Below are 19,403 nucleotides of genomic sequence, written 5' to 3'. Positions count from 1 at the left end.
CAGTATGTACGCTTTGGAGCGTAACGTCGTCGTTGAGACGACCCCCGTCGCCTTCGCCCTCGCGCCGACCAGCGCGACTGCCGGCGGTTCGGGCGACAGCGCCGCCGTCAATGGCACGTCCATCGACGTCACCGGCTTCTCCGCCGGGCGTGTCGAGTCCGTCGGCTTTTTGCTCGGCGCGACCGCCACCCTGGCCGCCACGAAGACCCTAACCGTCGGGGCGAAGATCCAGACGAGCAACGACGGTGCGTCCTGGACCGACGTCAAGGACGCTGCCACCATCCTGACGCTGACCGGTGCGACTGGCGGCAGCGCTGAAACCGGCGTCGGCAAGATCGGCGTGTCGCTGGAATACTGCGGCCGGTACGTCCGCGTCGTCGCCACGCCAGAGCTGTCCGCCACCGGCGCCGACACCGCCACCATCTTCGGCACCGCCGTGTTTGGCGGCGCCCACAAGAAGCCGTGATGCCGGTCATCGTGCGTTTCCGCCGAAACGCTCCCCCGTATGTTGCGGGGGAGTTGGCGGGCTTTCCTGCTGAGCAGGCCGAACGGCTGCGGCAGCAGGGGGTGGTCGAGTCCCACGGGCACGCGGAGGAAGCGGGAGAGGCGGAGCAGGGCGAGGGGGAGGGCGGCGTCGGTCCTGGCGCCTCTGGCGAACCGACCGCCTTCGACCCGTCCACCGCCGACACCGGTGCCCTGCGCGCCTTCCTGGAACAGCACGGCGTGAAGCCGCATCACAAGGCCGGCGAAGACAAGCTGCGCGAGATGGCCGCCGACGTGCTGGCGCAGGAGTAAGCCATGCCGACCCTGACCGTCGCGCCCCCTGTAGCCGACCGCAGCCTTGTGGATCTGCGGACGGTCAAGGCCGAACTCGGCATCACGGACACCGCCTCTGACGCTCTACTGGCCCGCTGGATCAAGGAGGACAGCGACGCCGTGTGCGCGGCCTGCGGTGTCGCCCCGGACCAGATGGGCCGGCGCACGTTCCTCGCTGAGGCCGTGACGATCAGCTATCGCGCCGACGAGGTGCCGGGCGGCTATCGGCCGACCCCGCTGATCCTGCCGTGGCGGCTCCCCCTGGGGTCGCCACCGTCACTGTGGACGGAACCTCCGTTCCCCTGGATGAGGTCGAATGCGGGCCCATGGCCGGCTTGCTGTGGCGGCTGAATGGCTCCGGCAACCGAGCCCGGTGGGGGCGTGGGCGCATCATCATCACCGGGGTCGCCGGGTGGGACCTGAATGACGTGCCGGCGGCGCTGAGCGGGGCGGTGACGGAGCTGGTCAAACTGCGCTGGTACGAGAAGGAGCGCGGCGATCCGCTCCTCCGGTCCTACGAGAACCCGGACGTCGAGAGGCTGACCTACATGGATGCCGACAAGATGCCGATGGAAGGTGGTCTGCCGACAGCCGTCTATGACCAGCTGGCACCATACCGCTCGGCGGTGTTCGCATGAGTGCCTCGGCTCGCTTTGCCGTCAGCTTGCGCCGCGCCGGGCGGCCGATGGTGCTGAAGCGCCGAGTCGGCACGACGAACACGTTCACGGCGTGCACCATCTGCGGCAAGGACCGGGAGTACCGCCCCACCGAACTCGTCGGGGGCGTGGTGCAGGGCGACCGGCGCATCAGGATCGCGCAGGCGGACATTGAGGCCGAAGGCTGGCCGGGGCCGCCGAAAGCTGGGACCACGGACTTTCTGGATGGCGGTGCCGTCAAGGGCGTCCAGCCGCTTCACGACGGCGCCGAGCTGGTCGGCTTCGTGCTCTGGGTGCGGGGCTGAGCGTGGCGCGCTCCACCGCCGCCTTCGAGCGGATCATCGATCTCGCGGTCGCCAGGGTGAAGCCGCCGGAGTTCCAGAAGCTCCACGCGGAAATTGCCCGCAAGGGGCTGGCGGAGCACCTGGCTGGTCTGAACGGGCCCCCGCCGGAGGTCGTCACCTATGTGGACGGCCGCCGGGGGCTGTCCGAGGACACCGTCAAGCCCTACGGCGTCATCCGCTACGACTTCCACCGGCTGGCCGAAGTCGCCGCGTTCGCGCTGCGGCGCTGCCGCGAGCTGTCGCCGGTCAAGGAAGGGCGCTACCAGGAGTCCTGGTTCGTCATGGCCGCCAGCCGCCAGGTGGCCGACGGCGCCATCCCGAACACCGGCGAGCTGATCATGACGAACGACCAGCCCTACCACCGCAAACTGGAGATGACCGTCAACGCCGACCACTGGCGGGGCAAGGCCCGCGCCCGGCTTCCCGCCGGCATCGTCGAGCGGGTACGCCAGGAGGTGCGGCGCGAGTTCGGCCGGACGGTGGAGGCCTCGATCAGCTTCATCACGCTCCAGGGCGGCTACGTCCTCAAGGGCCGGGCCCACCTGAAGCCGGCCAAGCAGAGCCGGCGCAGCCGCGCCTACCGGGCCGGCCGCAAGCACCTGGCGCCGCGCAAGGACACCGCCGTCGGCCAGCCGATGACCTACCCGGCCATCTTCCTGCGATCCCTGTAGGACCGACTATGACCGCCCCCAACCCGCTGACCGCCATCCGCACCAAGCTGGAGGCGGAATGGACCGACACGCCCGTCACCTACGAGAACGGCGGCGCGTTTCGGCCCGACGCCCCCGGCAATCGCGACCCCTACGATGCGTCGAGCGCCCCGGATCGACCGTGGGTCTACCTGGAAATCCTCGGCGCCGGCTCGGCCTCCACCGTCATTGGCTCGCCTGGAAAGCGCGCCGCGCGCGACGACGGCGTGATCTTCGGCCATGTCTTCGTTCCGGTCGGCACTGGCGACGACGAGGCCCGGCGGTTGGCCCGCGCGCTGGGTGACCTCTTCCGCGTGACTCGCTTCGGCGGGCTCGTCACCGGCGCTCCCGACCCGCTCGGCGCCGGCGAACCGGGCGACGACGACGGCCTGTGGTGGCGCCGGTCGGTCTCCATTCCCTTCACCGCTCACTACACAGCCTGAGGAGCAGCATCATGAGCGAGTTGACCGCCGCCATCGGCGCCAAAATCTACATCGGTAGTAAGTCGTGGGCGCACGACACGCTGGCCGAATACGACGGCCAGGCGTCCGGCTGGACCGAGATCGGCTTAGCGGAGTCCGTGCCCGAATTCGGCACCAAGTGGGAGACCGGCAGCTTCACCCCGGTCAGCGACGGCCGCAAGCGCAAGTACAAGACGGTCCAGGACAACGGCGCCCTGAGCATCACCTGCGCCCGCAAGGGCGACGACGCGGGCCAGGTCGCCGTCGCCGCCGCGGCCGACAAGCAGGGCGACTATCCGATCAAGGTCGAGCTGGGCGACAACACCGGCGGCAGCGGCGGCAAGCCGACCCGCGCCTATTTCCGCGCCCTCGTCACCTCCGCCACGATCAATCCCGGCGGCTCCAGCGACACCGTCAAGACCACCATCGGCCTCGACATCACCACTGAGGTCTTCGTCGGCGAGGCGGCCGCCGGCACGCCGTAACGGATCGCCTGCGCCGGGCAGGTAGCCAGTCGGGGCGCCGCTGGCCCCTCCAGCCCATGCCCTGAGAACACTGACCGACCCCATTGAAGGACCCCGTCATGCCCAAGCTGAATTCCGGCGAAGTCACCATCACCCTCGGCGGCGAGGAGCGGACCCTCGCCCCGACGCTGGGCGCCGCCACCCGTATCAGCCGCGCGTTCAACGGCTTCCAGGGCGCGCTGCAGCAGCTCCAGGCCTCCGACCTCGACGCCTACGTCACCGTCATCCAGCACGGCCTGGGGCTGCGGACCGAGGCGGAGACCAAGGGGCTGCGCGAGAAGGTCTGGTCGGCCGGCCTGAACCGCATCGTCCTGCCGCTGACCGAGTATGTCCTGATGCTGTCCAACGGCGGGCGTCCGCTGGAGGAGCCGGAGGACGACGAGGCCGGGGGGATGCCGGCGGGAAACGCCGACGACTGAGCAACGACGCGTACCACGAACTCCTCTTCAGGCGTGGTACCGGATGGCTCGGGTGGCCGCCGGAGGTCGTGATGGCCACCCCGATGCCGCAGCTCGAACTGGCCGTCAGCGGGCTGGTCGAGTTCCACAACTGGCTGAATGGCGCCCCGCTGGACGGCGCCGGCGCGGCGCAGGACGCGGCGCCCGCTCAAGGCCCGGCGCAGGCCGCTCAGCAGTTGATGTCGTTTCTCAGGTCCAAGGCGCAGCCGCGGGGCGCGTAGCCCCGCGCCCCCTTTCCCCGCGAGGCGTGCATGGCACAGCAGGAAGCGACGACAGCCCTCGTGTACGACGCGAGTCGGGCCTCGGCCGGCGCGCGTGAATTCGAGCAGGCGTCGGAGAAGATCAAGTCGGCGAACCAGAACGTCGTGCAGACGACGGAGCGCGTGCAGCAGGTGTTTGGTAACCAGGAGCGCGCCCTGGATCGCCTGCGCCGGCAGATCGATCCGGCCTACCATGCACAGCAGAAGCTGGCGCTGGGGCAGGAGCTTCTTGACCGCGCCTTGCAGCGCGGGGCGATCACGGCCGAGGAGCACGGCAAGCGGCTGGAGCAGCTGCGCCAGCGGTACGATGCCACCTTCCAGGCCCAGGGCGTCATGGAGCAGGCGTCGAAGGCCGAAGTGCAGGCCTTGATCGAACGCGAGCGCGCGATCCAGCGCGCCGCAGACGCGCAGCGGCATTTCAATGAGCAACTCGGCGTGACCACGCCGCCGTCCGGCTCCGCCCAACGATCAGCGGGCGTGTTCGAGGAGGCGGCTGATCTGGAGCGGCGGGCGCGTGCTCTGCGGGAGAGCATCGATCCGGCGGCCAAAGCTCAGCGCCTGTTCTCGGACAGCCTCCGTGAAGCCGACGAGCTACTGGCGGCCGGGGGCATCAGCTACGAGCAGCACACCATCGCGGTCAAGAAGTACCACGACACGCTGCAAGCCTCGATCTCTCCGCAGACGATGGCGGCGCGTTCCGCCAAGCTGACGGCTCACGAGATCACCAACCTCTCGTATCAGCTGCAGGACGCCGCGGTGCAGCTCGCCGGTGGGCAGAATCCCTTCCTCATCCTCATGCAGCAGGGGCCGCAGACGACCGCGGCCGTGGGCGGCGTCGGTCGGGTGCTGTCGCTGCTGGTGAGCCCCATCGGCTTGGCCATCGCGGCGGGACTCGGGTTGGCGGCCGCCTTTGCCGTGATGGAGAAACACGCCGCCGCCCTGCGCGAGGTGCAGACGGCGGCCACGCTGATGGGCGGGGCTATCGGCCGCTCCGCCGACGAACTGGAGGCGCTCGCCGTGCGCGCGGCAGACGCCGGAGAGGTCTCGGTGGCCGCGGCGCGCGAACAGGAGGCGGCGTACATCCGTGCCGGCAAGCTGGGCGCGGAGAGCATGGAGCGCCTGATCGGCCTGTCGCGCGATTACGCGGTGGCCACCGGGCAGGACGTGGGAAAGGCCGCCGCCGACCTCGCCCAGCTGTTCGCCGATCCGGTCGCCGGCGCCGAGAAGCTGACGGCAGCCTACGGGATTCTCTCCGGTAAGGAGCTGGAGCGCATTCGCGTGCTCAAGGCGACCGGGCAGGAGGAGCAGGCGCGGCTTCTCCTCGCCGACAGTCTGGCAACCAGGACGCGCGGCCTCGGTGACCAGGTCGGCACGCTGGCCTCCGCCTGGGAGCGGGTGGCCCGCGCGGCCTCGAACGCGTTCAACGCCATCGGCAACGCCACCGCGCCCGAGACCAACGCGCAGGCCATCGCGCGCCTGGAGGCAAAGCGGCGCCAGCTCCTCGCCGCCCGCGGGCTCGACGACGCCCGTGTCGCCGCGGAGACCGGGGGCGTCTCCCTGCCCGCCGGTTCCGTCCCGGTGGATGGCCGCTACGCCGCGCCGGGCATGGCCACCGCCACCGGTGAGTTGGCGAGCGTCGACGCCGCCCTGGCCCAGCGGTACGCGCAGCGCGGCCACGAGCGCGAGATGGCCGCCCGCGTGGCCGACTGGCAAGGGCAGGTGACGAACAGCGTTGCCGCGGACAGCGTAGCGCGCTCGGTGCGCCCGATGGCGACGGAGATCACGGCGCTCACCGCGTCGATCACGACGCTCGAAGCCGGCCTCAAGAACCCCGGCTTGATGGCGTTCGCCACCGATGCCGGCAAGGCCCTGGAGGGCTTGAAGAACAAGCGCGCCGACTACGAGACCGCGGCCTCGCAGGGTCTCGACATCGAGACTTACAAGCGCCAGAAGCTCACGGCGGTCGAGCAGAAGTATGCGGGCCTCGTCGGCCCGGCCTACGCGGCGCAAAAGGCGGCTGAGGTGGAGCGGATTAACCTGCTCGGCACGGCCACGACGGCGGAGGAACGGAAGCTCGCCGTCGGCTCGGCGGTGACCCAGGTGACGGTGGGGCAGACGCAGGCGGTCGCGCAGCTGAACGCGGCTCTCAGCGTCAACGCGCGCGAATCGCTGGCGGTCGCCGACGCTTACCTGAAGTCGGCCGGGGCCGGCGCGGAGGCGGAGGCGCGGCGCCAAGCGGCGACCGAGGCGCTGACGATGAACATCGATGTCAAGGCGCGCACCCAGCAGCTGCTGCAGGAGCGCGCGGCCCAGCAGGCGGCCACTTCGGCGCAGGCGCTGCCGCAGATGCAGGCCGACGTGGCGGGGCGGCAGAAGGTGGCTGAGGCGACGCTGGTCGGGGCGGAGGCGCAGCAGAAAGCCGAGCTGGCCGAGAAGGTGCGGCAGGCGACCATTGCCGAAACCATTGCGCTGGAAAGGGCGCAGGGCGGCACGGCCAACGCGTTGCGCCGGATCATCGAGGCCAAGACGCAGGCGGTGATCGCTGACGACGCCGCGCAGCGCAAAGCACGGGCCGGGTCCATCCTGCAGGGGCAGGAGGAGCAGATCGCCCAGCTTGGCAAAGAGCGCGAGCTGCTGTTTGCCACGGCCGAGCAGCGCGCCGTCGGTTTCGCCCGCCTGCTGACCGAGCAGCAGCTCCGCCGCGAGGGCATTCCTCTGCTAAGCACGGAAGGGCAGAGGATTCTTGCGAACGCCGAAGCGCTCGCCAAAACTGGCGTTGAGATGGACCGCCTCAACGAGTTGGGGCAGACGTTCGACCGCGCCTTCGACCGCGTCGGCGACGCCATCAGCGAGGCCTTCACTCAAGGCAGTGGCGCCGCCGTGAGTTTCCGCTCGGTCGTCTCGGGCGTCCTCTCCAGCATCACCACGGACCTGGTGAAGCTCGCCGTTATCACCCCGTTCAAGAATTACCTGCTCGGGGGCATCAGCAGCCTGTTCGGCGTAGCCGGCGGCAAAACGGCGGGCATGCCGGCGCCGACCACGGACTATGGCATCGCCATGCAGATCAACGCCGGAACCTTCCATTCCGGCGGCGTGATTGGGCAGCCGGCGCCGGCCAACCGGTCCGTGTCGCCGGCGGTCTTCCTCGGTGCGCGGCGCTACCACACTGGCGGCCTCGCTGGCCTCGCTCCGGATGAGGTGCCGGCCATTTTGCGGACGCGCGAGGAGGTGATCACCGAGGACGACCCGCGGCACCGCTTCAACCTCGGCGCGGCTGCTGGCAACGGGAGCGTAACCTTCGGCGACATCAACATCGAGGTCAACGCCAACGGCGGCACGCAGGAGCAGAACGCCGACCTCGCCGACCAGATCAGCCGGGCGGTCGGTGACCAGCTCGATGCCCGCATCGTGACCGTGCTGCGCCAGCAGATGCGGCCGATGGGCCTGCTGAACGGAGGTTCTCGATGAGCATTCCCACCTTCGCCCCGCCAGTGTCGCCGTCCGTCAACAGCCAAAAGACCGTGCAGCCGCGCGTGCTCAAGGCCGAGTTCGGCGACGGCTACCGGCAGCGCGCCGCCGACGGGCTCAACAGCCGGCCGGCCGCGTGGGATTTGAAATGGGACGCGCTGTGCACCGCCGCCGCCGACACCATTGAGGCGTTTCTCGTCGCCCGCGGCGGCTATGAGGCGTTCTGGTGGACGCCGCTCGACGCCGCGACGCCGTGCAAGTTCGTCGCCGAGTCCTGGAGCCGCGCCCCGATCGTCGGCGCGGAAGCCCTCGGCGAGCGGCGTTTCTCCCTGTCGGCCAAGCTGACTCAAGTCTTCGACCTCTGAGGTCTCCCCGATGAGCAACGCTCCGATCGCACGCGAGGCACAGCGCCCCGCGCCGAGCCCCTACGTCGTGCTGTTCCAACTCGACGCCACCCGGCTCGGCGGCGGCGTCTACGCCTTCACGCAGTCGGCCTATGAGGCGGCCCCGGTGGTCTACGGCGGCGTCACCTACACGCCGGTCGACATCGAGGCCGAGGGCTGGGAGTGGAGCGGCACCGGCGTCCTGCCGACGCCGAAGCTGCGCATCTCCAACGTCAACCGGGCGTTCTCCGCGCTGGTCGGCACCTACGACGACCTGCTCGGCGCGCAGGTGACGCGCATCCGCACCTTCCGCCGCTTCCTCGACGGCGAGCCCGACGCCGACCCGACCGCGCATTTCCCGCTCGACGTCTACCGCATCGAGCGCAAGGCCGTGCTCGACAAGACGCACATCGAATGGGAACTGGCCGCGGTCATCGACCAGGAGGGCCGCCAGCTGCCCGGCCGTCAGGTGCTGCAGGGCGCCTGCACGGCGACCTATCGGCGGTGGAGCGGGGCGGGCTGGGACTACAGCGAGGCGACCTGTCCCTATGCCGGCGACGCCTGCTTCGACGTCCACGACCAGCCGACCGCCGCCGCGTCGGACGCCTGCTCGAAATTCATCACCGGCTGCGAGGCCCGCTTCGGCGCCACCGCCGTGCTCCCGACCTGGGCCTTCCCCGGCGTCGCCCGCGTGAGGACAAGCTGACATGCCCCTGACCCTGACGCCCGCGCTGCGCGAGGCCATCGCCGCGCACGCCCTCGCCGAGTTCCCGAAAGAGTGCTGCGGCCTCATCGTCGCCGGCGCTTACGTCCCGTGCCGCAACAACGGCAAGGATCCGCGCGTCGACTTCCGCATCGCCGACGACGTCTATGACGCGCACCGCGACCGTGTGCAGGCAATCGTGCATTCCCACACCAACAGCAACTCGGCGCCGACCCGCGCCGACATGGCCGGGCAGATGGCGACCGACGTGCCGTGGCTGCTGGTGATGACCGACGGCGAGAGCGTGTCGGACCCGGTCGTGTGGGGCGCCGACACGCCGACGCCCGACCTCATCGGCCGCCCGTTCTGCCACGCGGTGACCGACTGCTACGCTTTGATCCGCGACTACTTCGCCAAGACGCACGGAATCACCCTGCCGGAGTTCCCGCGTGACGACGCCTGGTGGACGAACGGCGAGAACCTTTATGTCGAGAACTTCGCCGCCGCCGGCTTCGCCGCGGTGCCGCGCGCCACGATGCGCGACTCCGACGTCCTGCTGATGCAGATCCGCAGCCCGGTCCCCAACCACGCCGGCGTCGTCGTCAAGGGCGGCGCCCTGGTACTGCACCACCTGCAGAACCGCTTGAGCCGGCGCGAGCCGCTCGGCCCGTGGCTGCGCACCGTGACCCACGTCCTGCGCCACAAGGATCTCGCCTGATGGCCCTCCGCAAAGTTCACCTGCACGGCGCGCTGCGCCGCCGCTTCGGCGCGGTCTACGAGTTGGACGTCGCCAGCCCGGCGGAGGCGTTCCGGGCGCTGCACGTCCTGACCTCCGGCGCCTTCCTGCCGGCGGTCAAGGATGGCACCTATCGGATCATCCGCGGCGACAAAAAGACCGGCCTGCACCTCGGCGCCGATGAACTGACTTTTCACCTCGGCGCCGGCGACCTGCACATCGCTCCCGTCGCGGCGGGCTCGGGCCAGAAGTCCAAGGGCGGCGTCAAGGCGGTGATCGGCATGGTCATCATGGCCGTCGCCATCGTCTACTCGGGCGGCACCGCCGCCGGGCTGGCGGCTCCGGCCTTCGGCGGCGCGGCGATGGGCATGTCCTACGGCTCCATTGCGCTGTTCGGCCTGTCGATGGTGCTGTCCGGCGCCTCGATGATGCTGGCGCCGCAGGTCAAGGGGCTCGACAGCCTGGAGAGCGTCGACAAGCGCGCCTCGTTCGTCATGAACGGCCCGGTCAACGCGCAGGAGCAGGGCGGCGCCGTGCCGCTGATCTACGGGCGCTGCCGGGTCGGCTCGACGGTCGTCTCCGCCGGCCTCTCGGTCGACCAGATCAGCACCGGCGCGACCGTCGATTACGGCACCGCGGGCGAGTCCGGCGGCGTCTCCGGCTCGGGCGGCGGCAAGGGTGGCGGTGGCGGCGACGGCGGGCGTGTCGCGCAGGAAGATCCCAACACCCTGCAGAGCACGACCGTCGCCCGCGTCATCGACCTGCTCGGCGAGGGCGAGATTGACGGGCTCGTGGATGGCGCGCGCTCGATCACGCTCGACGGCACGCCGCTGATCACCGGCGACGGCAGCGCCAATTTCCCGGGCGTCACCTGGACGCTGCGCACCGGCCTGCCCGACCAGCCGCACGTCGAGGGCTTCACCGCCACCGAGAACGAGGTGGCGGTCAGCACCGAGGTCAAGCACGACGTCCCGGTCGTCCGCACGATCACCAACCCCAACGCCGACGCTGTGCGCGTCACCATCCGCATTCCGGCGCTGACCCGGCAGGACGTCACCAACGGCGACCTGCACGGCGCCGAGGTCGACATCGCCATCGAGGTCAAGCCGACCGGCGGCGTTTACCGGCGCGTCGTCCACACCTCGATTGCCGGCAAGACGACCAGCCCGTACGAGCGCAGCTTCCGCATCGAGCTGCCCAAGGATGGCACCTACAGCGCGCCGTGGGACGTCCGCGTCGTCCGCATCAATGGCGACAGCACCTCGACTGCCCTGCAGGACGCGACCTGGTGGCAGAGCTACACCGTCCTGACCGACGGCAAGTTCAGCTACCCGAACAGCGCCTATGTTGCGCTGGAGGTCGACGCCAAGCTGTTCGGCTCCTCCATCCCGGCCCGCGCCTACGAGGTGCGCGGCCTGCGCATCCAGGTCCCGAGCAACTATGACCCGGCGACCCGGACCTATGTCGGCGCATGGAATGGCCTGTTCAAAGTCGTCTGGAGCGACAACCCGGCGTGGGTGCTCTATGACCTGCTGACCAGCAAGCGCTACGGGCTTGGGAAGTTCATCAACGCCAGCCAGGTCGACAAGTGGAGCCTGTACCAGATCGCGCAGTATTGCGACCAACTGGTGCCGGACGGCCAGGGCGGCTGGGAACCGCGCTTCACCTTCAACGGCGTGATCGCCTCGCGCGAGGACGCCTACAAGGTCATCCAGGGCATCGCGTCGAGCTTCCGCGGCCTGGTCTACTGGAGCAGCGGGCAGATCTACGCCCGCGCCGACATGCCCGGCGACCCGGTCAAGCTGGTCGCCCCGGCGAACGTCATCAACGGCGCCTTCAGCTATTCGGGAACGGCGGTCAAGGCCCGGCACTCGTCGGTGCTGGTCACCTACACCAACCCCGATGACGGCGACCGGGCGGCCATCGAGGTCGTCGAGAACCCGACGCTGATCGAACGCTACGGCTGGCGGCAGACGGAGATCACCGCCTACGGCTGCCGCTCGCGTTCGCAGGCCCGCCGCCTCGGCCGCTGGCTGCTGGAGACCGAGCAGCGCGAGACCGAGACGGTCACCTACGAGGCGGCGTGGGACCACGCCGACGTCATGCCGGGCGACCTCGTCGCCATCGCCGATCCCAACTATGCCGGCGTCCGCTTCGGCGGGCGCGTGGCGGCGGCGACCACCAGCACGGTCACGCTCGACGCGCCGGTGACGCTGGAGGCCGGGCAGAGCTACGCGCTGTCGGTCGTGCTCGCCGACGGCAGCGTGGTCGAGCGCGACGTGGTCACCGGGGTCGGCAGCGTGGCGACGATCGCCGTCGCCGGCGGCTTCCCGAGCGCGCCCGAGCCCGGGGCGATGTGGGTGCTGACCGGCTCCAATCTGGCGCCCCGGCTGTTCCGCGTTCTGGCGGTGCGGGAGAAGAGCAAGGCGGTCTATGAGGTCACGGCGCTGTCGCACGACCCGGGCAAGTACGCCCGCGTCGAGGACGGGCTGGATATCCCGCCGCCGGTCTACCAGAACAACGGCAACGGCATCCCCGCCCCGACCAACCTGACGGCGGTGGAGAGCGTCTACTGGATCAACGGCCTGCCGCAAGCCCGGATGACCGTGGCGTGGTCGCCGGTGCCGGATCCGGTCGTCGCCAAGTACCGCCTCGCCGTGCAGACGCCGGGCGGCCAGTGGCAGGTTCACGAGACGGCGCTGCACAGCCTCGACCTCGACGGCCTCCAGGAAGGGCTCTACACGCTGCGCCTGCGCTCGGTCGCCGTCGATGGGCGCGAGTCCGACCCGGCGGTCGAGGCGGCAGTGAGGGTGCACGGCAAGGGGATTCCGCCCGGCCAGCCGACCGGCCTTGCCGCGATCGGCGGTTACCGGCAGATCACCCTCACCTGGGTCAACCCGAGCGACACCGACCTCGCCGAGATCGAGGTGTGGGAGAACGACCGCGACGACCTGGCGACGGCGGTGCTGGCCGGCACGGTCAAGGGCAACACCTTCCCTCGCGGCGGGCTCGGCGGGCTGGTCACCAAGTGGTTCTGGGTGCGCGCCGTCGACCTCGGCCGCAACCCCGGCGACTTCAACTCCAACCTCGGCACCAGCGCGACGACGCAGCAGATCAGCCACGAGGACCTGGTCGACCGGGTCATCGCGGAGTCAAAGCTTGTCCCGCTGCTCGCCGAGAAGATCGACAGCGTCGAGAAGGTCGCCGAGACGCTGGCGCTCGCCGCGGTGCGCGCCGACAGCACCTTCGCCCGCGTTAAGGCGGAGATCGGCAAGCGCGAGGCCGACGTCGCCGAGGTGACGACGAAGATCACGCAGGAGGTCACCGACCGCCAGGCGCTCGCCGAGCAGGTCACGACGGTGACCGCGCAGTTCGACGGCCAGTTCGCGCAGGTGACCGAAAAGCTCACCACCCTGGCGAACGCCGACGAGGCGACGGCGACCCGGATCGACGGCATCGTCGCCGACGTCGACGAGCGGATCGCCGGCATCGTGACGACGCAGGAAGCGCACGCCGACGGCATCAGCGCCAACGCCAAGGCGGTCACCGACCTCGCCGCCGACGTCAACGGCAAGCTCGCCACCGTCAACCGGACGCTGACCACGCAGGCCAACGACATCGCCGCCACGGCGGGCAGCGTCACGGCGTTGTCGGCCACCGTCGGCCAGAACACCGCGGCCATCGCCAGCGAGGCGACCACGCGCAGCAGCGCCGATCAGGCGTTGAGCACGCGCTTCGACCAGATGGCCGTTACGGTCGGGCAGAACACCGCCGCGATCACCGCCGAGCAGACGACCCGGGCCACCGCGGTCTTGGCGGTCGCCAGCGACGTGCAGACGTTGAGCAGCACGGTCGGGCAGAACACAGCCGCCATCCAGACCGCCGCCTCGTCGATCGACGGCCTGCAGGCGCAGTGGACGGTGAAGGTCGACGTCAACGGCTATGCCGCCGGCTTCGGTCTCGCCGCCTACGACCGCGGCGAGGCTGGCAAACTCAGCGAGTTCGTCGTCCGCGCCGGCAACTTCATCGTCGGGCAGCCGGGGCAGTCGGCCGACTTCCCGTTCGTGATCGGCACGGTCGACGGCGTGCAGCGCATCTCCATGTCGACCGCGTTCATCCAGGACGCGAGCATCAACAGCGCGAAGATCGCCAACGCCGCCATCAAGTCGGCCCACATCGGCTACGCCGAGATCGACGACGCCAACATCAAGAACCTGACCATCCAAGGCCGGTCCATCGCCGACCTCGCGACCGGCAACATGGCGTGGGGCGCCGGCGGCAACAACGCCTCCTGCACCATGACGACCACCGGCAAGCCGATCGCCGTCTTCGCCTGCAGCACCGACGGCTTCTTCAACTACGCCAGTGTCCGCGTCGTCGGCCGGGCCGCCGGCACCAACACATTCACCTCCGTCAGCGATGCCGCCATCGCGCAAAGCGGATTCCACTTCATCGTCGAGATCGAGCTGCGCAAATGACCGACACGCCCGCTCCTCCCCCTCCGTTCGTGCCGCCGTCGACCGGCGCCGTCTTCACGCGCTACGACGCGCAGGGCCGCATCCTCGGCACCGGCGGCTGCGCCCTGTCCGACTACCGCCACCAACTCCAGCCCGGCGACTACGGCATCGTGCCGCAGGGCGCCGACTATGAGCGCGACTACGTCGACCTGTCCGGCGACGAGGTCATGGTGCGCCCGCGCCCGACCATCGCCGGCCTCGACGCGCTGCCGATCCCGGCGACGGTGACGGTAACGAGCGTGACGCTCGGCACGTCCGAGACCTACGAGGTCACCGACGGCGCGTTCGAGTACGACGACGCGCCCGGCGCCTACCGCGTCGCCGTCAGCGCCTGGCCGCACCTCGACACGACCTTCGAGATCGAGGTGCCGGCATGAAGATCGTCAAGACCCGCACCCGCGACGAGATCGCCGCGCTGCGCGAGGCCGCCTACCTGGCGGCGTGGCCGGCGCACAAGCAGCAGGAGGCCATGCAAGACGCCCTGCTGCGCAACAAGCCCGAAAAACTGGAGCGCATGACCGCCGACTTCGCGGCGATCCGTGACCGCCTTCCCTACCCCGAGGAGTCCGCGTAAATGGCCGGTTGGTATCGCACTGGAACCGTGAACCTGACCAACGGCTCGGCCACCGTCGCCGGGATCGGGGCAACGCTGTGGGCGAACGCGCTGCGCCCCGGCATGGTCTTCACGACCGACTTCCACACGCTCTACGAGATCAAGACCGTCGACGGCGACGCGCAGATCACGCTCGACCGGGCGTGGGCCGGGGGAACCGTGGTCGGCGTCGCCTACGCGGTGATCTTCGGCGGCGCGGCGATCTCCAACGCCGAGGTCGTCGCCGAGCTGATGACAATGGTCGGCAAGTGGCAGACCCGCGAGGATCAGTACGACGACTGGGTCGCCGGCCAGCCCGACGGCGGGCCCAACGGCGACGGCAAGTACCCGCTGACCGACAGCAAGGGCGTGACCCGCCTAATCACCTCGCCCGGGCGCCTGCTCATCCTCATCGACAACGGGCTGCTCGACAACGTGCAGCAGGTCGTCGACATGATCGAGGACGACATCGCCGCCGCGCAGCAGGCCGCCGACCAGGCGACCGCCGCCGCGACGACGCTGACCGCCTACGTCACCTCGGCCGACCAGGACCGGCAGGCGGCCGAGGCCGCGCGCGACGCCGTGCTCGACGCCAAGGGCGCGGCCGCGACCAGCGAGGGCAACGCCAAGGCGTCGGAGACGGCGGCCGGGAACAGCGCCGTGACGGCGAACACCGCCGCCACCACGGCGACCGGCGCGCGCGACGCGACCCTGACGGCGAAGACGGCCACCGAGCAGGCCCGCGACACCACCCTGACCGCCCGCGACACGACGCTCGCCGCCCGCGACGTGACCACGGCGGCGCGCGACGTGACCACGCAGGCCCGCGACCAGGCGACCGCCGCGCAGACCAACGCCGCCGTCTCCGCCGGACAGGCCGCCGACGCCAAGACGACGGCGATCAACGCCGCCGCGGACTCGGTCGACGCCAAGATCCACGCGGTCGCCGCGCAGGTCGTCGCCGAGCAGCGCCGCAACGAGGCGGCGGACTCCGCCACTCTGGCGAAGGCGTGGGCGTCCAACCCGGTCGGCCAGCCGGTGGCCTCGGGCGCCCTGTCGGCCTATCACTGGGCCGAGCAGGCGCGCACCGCCGCGCAGACCGCGCAGGTCATCGCCGGCGGCTACATGTTCGGCGTGGTCGGCGACGGCAACTCCGGCCGCATCAACGCGCAGGCGGCGGCCGACACGCTGCACCTGGTGCCCGGCGCCGGCATGAACATCACCTACGACAACGCGACCCGCAAGGTCGTGTTCTCGTCGCAGGCCCGCGCCGTGGCCTCCGAGGATCCGGCGATCACCGTGCGCCTCGACGAGACGGCGGCGCTCGCCTACCTCGGCCTCGACGAGTCGAAGATCAGCCACCAGGCCCTCATCGGGGCCGGCACGCGCAGCCACGCCGAGATCGACACGCACATCGCCAACTCCGGCATCCACGTCCCGGCGCCGGGCTCGGGCGATACCGACAAGCTGCTGAAGGCGACCGGGGCCGGCACCTTCGCCTGGGTCAAGGGCACGGGCTCGGGCATCGACGCCGACAAGCTCGACGGCCTATCCTGGGAGGAGGGCGTCGAGGTCGGCAACAACGCCGGCACGGCCGACTGGGTCAAGCTCGGCCGCTGGGATGCGCAGACCACGGTCGGCCGCCGCCTGCTGATCACCGCCGCGGGCGGCTACGGCTACGGCCAGAGCGACAACCTCGCCTCGGGCGGCATCACCTGGGTCACGGCCTACAGCGGGGACAACTCCAACACCGCGGCCGGCAACGCCGAAGGGCGCTTCAGCTACCTCGGCGCATCCATGTTCACCGCCGTCAAGCTGGTGCAGGTCGGCAGCAACCGCTTCCAGTACGACGTCTACGTCAACCGCGTCGAGTGGTCGCCCTTCAACTTCCGGGTCCAGTGCAACGGCACCTGGACCACGGCGGTCGCCACCGGACAAGCCTCGCCCGGCAACGCCTCCGCCACCGTGGCGGACATGGCCGCGCTCGGGCAGATCATGACGTCGGCCAACATCGACCAGAACGGCTCGGGCAACACGCTGGTGCAGCGCCGCTTCGACGGGTCGATCAGCGGCAGCTACGCTTACTTCGCGGGGGGTGGCCCCGCCATCGTGCTCGAGGAGACCGACGCCACCGCCAATAACAAGATGTGGCGGACCATCGTCGACGGGCAGGTGCTGTCGTTCCAGACGGTCGCCGACGGCTGGGCCTCGACGGCCAACTGGCTGGAGGTCTCCCGCAACGGCGCGACGCCTACCGAGGCCAAGTTCAAGGCTCAGGTCAAGACCAGCCTGTCGGCGCTCGGCACCGCCACTGGCAATTCGGTGCAGCACACTGAGCTGTACTCGTCGACCGGCAACAATGACTTCCTGCGCACCAAGCTCGTGCGCTTGGCGAACAACACCAACTGGTCGTCGGCCACGTGGCGCATCCAGCGCACCGTTGACGCCGACGACCAGGGCTTCGTGCAGATCGGACTCGGCGCGGCGGAGAACTACTCGGTCGGTGTCGGCCTCGGCTACGCAAGCACGGTGCGCCTGTGGGTGCCCAGCGGCTCCGCCGACGTCACCATCGACAACAACAAGATCTGGCACGCCGGCAACTTCGATCCGGCCAGCAAGGCTGGCACGGCGGTCGCCACGGTGGGCGCGAATGGCCTGATGTCGGCGGCCGACAAGCAGGCGCTGAACGCCGCGACCAGCTCGGCGACGGCGAACGCGCTGGTGGCGCGCGATGGCAACGCCTGGGCGGCCTTTGCCGGAGTCACCCTCGGCGGCAACGCCGCCCTGCACGCCGGCAATAACGGCAGCGCGAAGCCGACGCTTGCCGCCATCAACCTGTCCAGCGGCTACACCAACGTCCGCTTCAATGACACGGACGGCGCGACTGGCCTGAAGTTCGCCAACTTCGATTACGAGAACGGACGCTTCGCCCTCCAGGCGCTCGACGACAACGGCGCGTGGGTCCGCGACAACCTGCTGGTGTGGGCCGACGGACGGGTGGAGGCCCAGAGCGGCGACGTGTCCTCGCGCACTTGGGCCACAATGTCTGGCGCGAGCAACGGCGACGCTGTGTTCGGCTCCAACCTGTACTTCGACGTCAACAACGTTCCGCGCGCCAAGCAGACGCACGGCAGCATCGGCTCGCGCGGCATCCTGTTCAACTGGCCGAGTTGGGGCGACATCTCGGTCGTCAACTACAGCGGCGCGACCACGGCGAACCAAGACCTGTCGGGGCAGACCGCCTACAAGCTCATGCACACCGGCAACATGAGCGGCATCACCCCGACCTTCGCCGGGGCGAACATGACCGGCGCGCTGTCCCTCGCAAGCTCGTGGGGCACCAACTACTTCGGCACCGGCACCGGCGACGGGGCCGACTACAGCACCTACAACTTCAAGCTCCAGGGCTGGTGGGGCATGGGGCTGGCGTCTTACGACGGCACCGTCCACGGCAACTACGATTTCCGCTCCGGCCGCTGGGACGTGCACGGCGGCTACTACCACACGCCCATCAGCGACTTCACGGCGAACAACCCGGCGTTCTGGGCTGGGCCCGGCGCAATGACGCCGGGCACCTACAACATGGCGTTCCGCGCCGACAACAACGCCGGTCAGCGTCTGATCGCCTTCGTCAACGGCACCACCCGCAACACCGACGGCCCGGCCAACTCCGCCACCATCCGCAACGACGGCGGTACGCTGATCCTCGGCGCGGTCGCGCAGCCCACCGTGCTGTACGGCTCGTCGGTGACGGTCAACGGCAACCGTGCGGTGGACGTGTCCACCGCCGCCATGCCGGCCCGCAACCTCGCGCACAACCCGCGCTTCCGCATCGCGCAGCGCGGCATCGGCCCGTGGACGGGCGGCCAGATCGGCCCCGACCGCTGGGGCACCTACTGGGCCGGCACGATGGTCGCGCAGCACCGCGTCCTCGCCCGCAGCACCGAGGCGGGGGCGAACTGGTACGACGTGGTGATCAACACCCCGCAGACGTCGCTCGGGGCCAACGACTTCGTGGTGATGCAGCACAAGGTGGAGAACATCGACACCTCCCGCCTGAACTGGGGCACCGCGCAGGCGAAGGCGATCACGACCTCGTTCCGCTGCTACTCCAGCGTGGCGGGCCGGTTCTTCCTCACCGTCCGCAACGACTGGAACTACTACACGGCGTCGGCGTCGCGCTACAGCTACATCGTGCCGTTCGACGTGGTCGTCGGTGAGCAGACGATCACGCTCACTATCCCCGGCCCGACCACCGGGCGCTCCTCCTACTGGCTGAGCCCGAACGTCGGCTTTGAGCTGTGCTGGTTCCTGGCGGCCGGCAGCGCGCAGGTGACCAGCTCCGTCAACCAGTGGGTATCGGGCACGCTCAACGTCGGCACCGGGGGCACCAACTTTGCGGCCGGCGTCAACGAGTTCGCCGTCAGCGACATCACCGTCGAGGAGGGCGGCCTCGCCACGCCGATCAGCGCGATGGAGCGGCCCTACGACGAGGAGGTCCGCCTGTGCCGCCGCTTCTATCAGGAGGTGCCCGTCGGCATCCGCTCCTACGCGGCGGCGGCAATGACCTACTACAGCTACGTCGTCACCCTGCCGGTGCCGATGCGCGCGGCCCCGTCGCTGGTCCTGACCACGCCGTCCGGGGCGTCGGCGGTCAACGCCTACTCGGAGAGCGTCGGCAATGTCCCGGTCGGTGGGCACGCCGCCTTCCGCTACGAGATGATCGCCGGGGCCGTGGGCGACAACTACGTGCTGGGCCGCGTCATCCTCTGCTCGGTCGACATCTAAGACAGGAG

Annotated in this window: 18 protein-coding genes; all 18 read left to right on the top strand. The window is 70.0% G+C overall.

Translation table 11 applies throughout. The features are described from left to right. Positions 1-4: 4 nt before the first annotated feature. The 18 genes from M2351_RS40695 (at position 5) to M2351_RS40610 (ending at position 19,395) form a co-directional block, all read left to right on the top strand. Positions 5-466, top strand: coding sequence for a discoidin domain-containing protein (locus M2351_RS40695; protein ID WP_264661651.1), 462 nt, complete (start codon positions 5-7; stop codon positions 464-466). Next, positions 466-795, top strand: a complete 330-nt coding sequence (locus M2351_RS40690; protein WP_264661650.1) for a hypothetical protein — start codon at positions 466-468, stop codon at positions 793-795. The genes M2351_RS40695 and M2351_RS40690 overlap by 1 nt, the downstream gene beginning before the upstream one ends. Before the next feature lie 3 nt (positions 796-798). Beyond that, the gene (locus tag M2351_RS40685; RefSeq protein ID WP_264661649.1) at positions 799-1,167 is read left to right on the top strand and encodes a hypothetical protein; all 369 of its coding nucleotides are present in this window, start codon (positions 799-801) and stop codon (positions 1,165-1,167) included. After that, on the top strand, positions 1,143-1,454 hold the full coding sequence (locus M2351_RS40680) for a hypothetical protein (protein WP_264661648.1): 312 nt from the start codon (positions 1,143-1,145) through the stop codon (positions 1,452-1,454). The genes M2351_RS40685 and M2351_RS40680 overlap by 25 nt, the downstream gene beginning before the upstream one ends. After that, positions 1,451-1,777 carry a hypothetical protein gene (locus tag M2351_RS40675; protein ID WP_264661647.1) on the top strand — a complete coding sequence of 109 codons (327 nt, stop codon included), beginning with the start codon at positions 1,451-1,453 and terminating at the stop codon, positions 1,775-1,777. Before M2351_RS40680 ends, M2351_RS40675 begins: the two co-directional genes overlap by 4 nt. A gap of 2 nt (positions 1,778-1,779) precedes the next feature. Beyond that, positions 1,780-2,487 carry a hypothetical protein gene (locus M2351_RS40670; protein WP_264661646.1) on the top strand — a complete coding sequence of 236 codons (708 nt, stop codon included), beginning with the start codon at positions 1,780-1,782 and terminating at the stop codon, positions 2,485-2,487. 8 nt (positions 2,488-2,495) lie between these two features. Further along, positions 2,496-2,948, top strand: coding sequence for a DUF4128 domain-containing protein (locus tag M2351_RS40665; protein ID WP_264661645.1), 453 nt, complete (start codon positions 2,496-2,498; stop codon positions 2,946-2,948). Between the two features lie 11 nt (positions 2,949-2,959). Continuing rightward, positions 2,960-3,451, top strand: a complete 492-nt coding sequence (locus M2351_RS40660) for a hypothetical protein (RefSeq protein WP_264661644.1) — start codon at positions 2,960-2,962, stop codon at positions 3,449-3,451. 98 nt (positions 3,452-3,549) lie between these two features. Then, positions 3,550-3,909 (top strand): hypothetical protein, encoded by a 360-nt coding sequence (locus M2351_RS40655; protein WP_264661643.1) that lies wholly within the window; start codon positions 3,550-3,552, stop codon positions 3,907-3,909. Between the two features lie 71 nt (positions 3,910-3,980). Further along, positions 3,981-4,169: a hypothetical protein gene (locus M2351_RS40650; RefSeq protein ID WP_264661642.1), complete on the top strand. Its 189-nt coding sequence runs from the start codon at positions 3,981-3,983 to the stop codon at positions 4,167-4,169. 30 nt (positions 4,170-4,199) lie between these two features. Continuing rightward, positions 4,200-7,676: a phage tail length tape measure family protein gene (locus M2351_RS40645; protein WP_264661641.1), complete on the top strand. Its 3,477-nt coding sequence runs from the start codon at positions 4,200-4,202 to the stop codon at positions 7,674-7,676. Beyond that, positions 7,673-8,041 (top strand): phage tail protein, encoded by a 369-nt coding sequence (locus M2351_RS40640; RefSeq protein ID WP_264661640.1) that lies wholly within the window; start codon positions 7,673-7,675, stop codon positions 8,039-8,041. Before M2351_RS40645 ends, M2351_RS40640 begins: the two co-directional genes overlap by 4 nt. Before the next feature lie 10 nt (positions 8,042-8,051). After that, positions 8,052-8,765: a phage minor tail protein L gene (locus M2351_RS40635; RefSeq protein WP_264661639.1), complete on the top strand. Its 714-nt coding sequence runs from the start codon at positions 8,052-8,054 to the stop codon at positions 8,763-8,765. A 1-nt stretch (position 8,766) separates the two neighbouring features. Then, positions 8,767-9,480, top strand: a complete 714-nt coding sequence (locus M2351_RS40630) for a C40 family peptidase (RefSeq protein ID WP_264660943.1) — start codon at positions 8,767-8,769, stop codon at positions 9,478-9,480. Beyond that, on the top strand, positions 9,480-13,976 hold the full coding sequence (gene gpJ, locus M2351_RS40625) for a TipJ family phage tail tip protein (RefSeq protein ID WP_264660944.1): 4,497 nt from the start codon (positions 9,480-9,482) through the stop codon (positions 13,974-13,976). Before M2351_RS40630 ends, gpJ begins: the two co-directional genes overlap by 1 nt. Further along, positions 13,973-14,392 (top strand): hypothetical protein, encoded by a 420-nt coding sequence (locus M2351_RS40620; RefSeq protein ID WP_264660945.1) that lies wholly within the window; start codon positions 13,973-13,975, stop codon positions 14,390-14,392. The genes gpJ and M2351_RS40620 overlap by 4 nt, the downstream gene beginning before the upstream one ends. Continuing rightward, positions 14,389-14,589, top strand: a complete 201-nt coding sequence (locus tag M2351_RS40615; protein WP_264660946.1) for a hypothetical protein — start codon at positions 14,389-14,391, stop codon at positions 14,587-14,589. Before M2351_RS40620 ends, M2351_RS40615 begins: the two co-directional genes overlap by 4 nt. Next, a complete protein-coding gene (locus tag M2351_RS40610) occupies positions 14,590-19,395 on the top strand; it encodes a cell envelope integrity protein TolA (RefSeq protein WP_264661638.1) in 4,806 nt (1,601 codons plus the stop codon). Positions 19,396-19,403 lie beyond the last annotated feature (8 nt).

Source organism: Azospirillum canadense (assembly GCF_025961225.1).
GTDB lineage: Bacteria > Pseudomonadota > Alphaproteobacteria > Azospirillales > Azospirillaceae > Azospirillum > Azospirillum canadense.
This window is presented reverse-complemented; position numbering and strand designations above follow the sequence as displayed.

Coding starts and splice junctions, on each gene's coding strand:
- M2351_RS40610 (WP_264661638.1), top strand. CDS start 14,590: ATGGCCGGTTGGTATCGCACTGGAACCGTGAACCTGACCAACGGCTCG.
- M2351_RS40630 (WP_264660943.1), top strand. CDS start 8,767: ATGCCCCTGACCCTGACGCCCGCGCTGCGCGAGGCCATCGCCGCGCAC.
- M2351_RS40680 (WP_264661648.1), top strand. CDS start 1,143: ATGGCCGGCTTGCTGTGGCGGCTGAATGGCTCCGGCAACCGAGCCCGG.
- M2351_RS40690 (WP_264661650.1), top strand. CDS start 466: ATGCCGGTCATCGTGCGTTTCCGCCGAAACGCTCCCCCGTATGTTGCG.
- M2351_RS40665 (WP_264661645.1), top strand. CDS start 2,496: ATGACCGCCCCCAACCCGCTGACCGCCATCCGCACCAAGCTGGAGGCG.
- M2351_RS40650 (WP_264661642.1), top strand. CDS start 3,981: ATGGCCACCCCGATGCCGCAGCTCGAACTGGCCGTCAGCGGGCTGGTC.
- M2351_RS40635 (WP_264661639.1), top strand. CDS start 8,052: ATGAGCAACGCTCCGATCGCACGCGAGGCACAGCGCCCCGCGCCGAGC.
- M2351_RS40685 (WP_264661649.1), top strand. CDS start 799: ATGCCGACCCTGACCGTCGCGCCCCCTGTAGCCGACCGCAGCCTTGTG.
- M2351_RS40640 (WP_264661640.1), top strand. CDS start 7,673: ATGAGCATTCCCACCTTCGCCCCGCCAGTGTCGCCGTCCGTCAACAGC.
- M2351_RS40695 (WP_264661651.1), top strand. CDS start 5: ATGTACGCTTTGGAGCGTAACGTCGTCGTTGAGACGACCCCCGTCGCC.
- M2351_RS40645 (WP_264661641.1), top strand. CDS start 4,200: ATGGCACAGCAGGAAGCGACGACAGCCCTCGTGTACGACGCGAGTCGG.
- M2351_RS40620 (WP_264660945.1), top strand. CDS start 13,973: ATGACCGACACGCCCGCTCCTCCCCCTCCGTTCGTGCCGCCGTCGACC.
- M2351_RS40655 (WP_264661643.1), top strand. CDS start 3,550: ATGCCCAAGCTGAATTCCGGCGAAGTCACCATCACCCTCGGCGGCGAG.
- M2351_RS40675 (WP_264661647.1), top strand. CDS start 1,451: ATGAGTGCCTCGGCTCGCTTTGCCGTCAGCTTGCGCCGCGCCGGGCGG.
- M2351_RS40615 (WP_264660946.1), top strand. CDS start 14,389: ATGAAGATCGTCAAGACCCGCACCCGCGACGAGATCGCCGCGCTGCGC.
- M2351_RS40660 (WP_264661644.1), top strand. CDS start 2,960: ATGAGCGAGTTGACCGCCGCCATCGGCGCCAAAATCTACATCGGTAGT.
- gpJ (WP_264660944.1), top strand. CDS start 9,480: ATGGCCCTCCGCAAAGTTCACCTGCACGGCGCGCTGCGCCGCCGCTTC.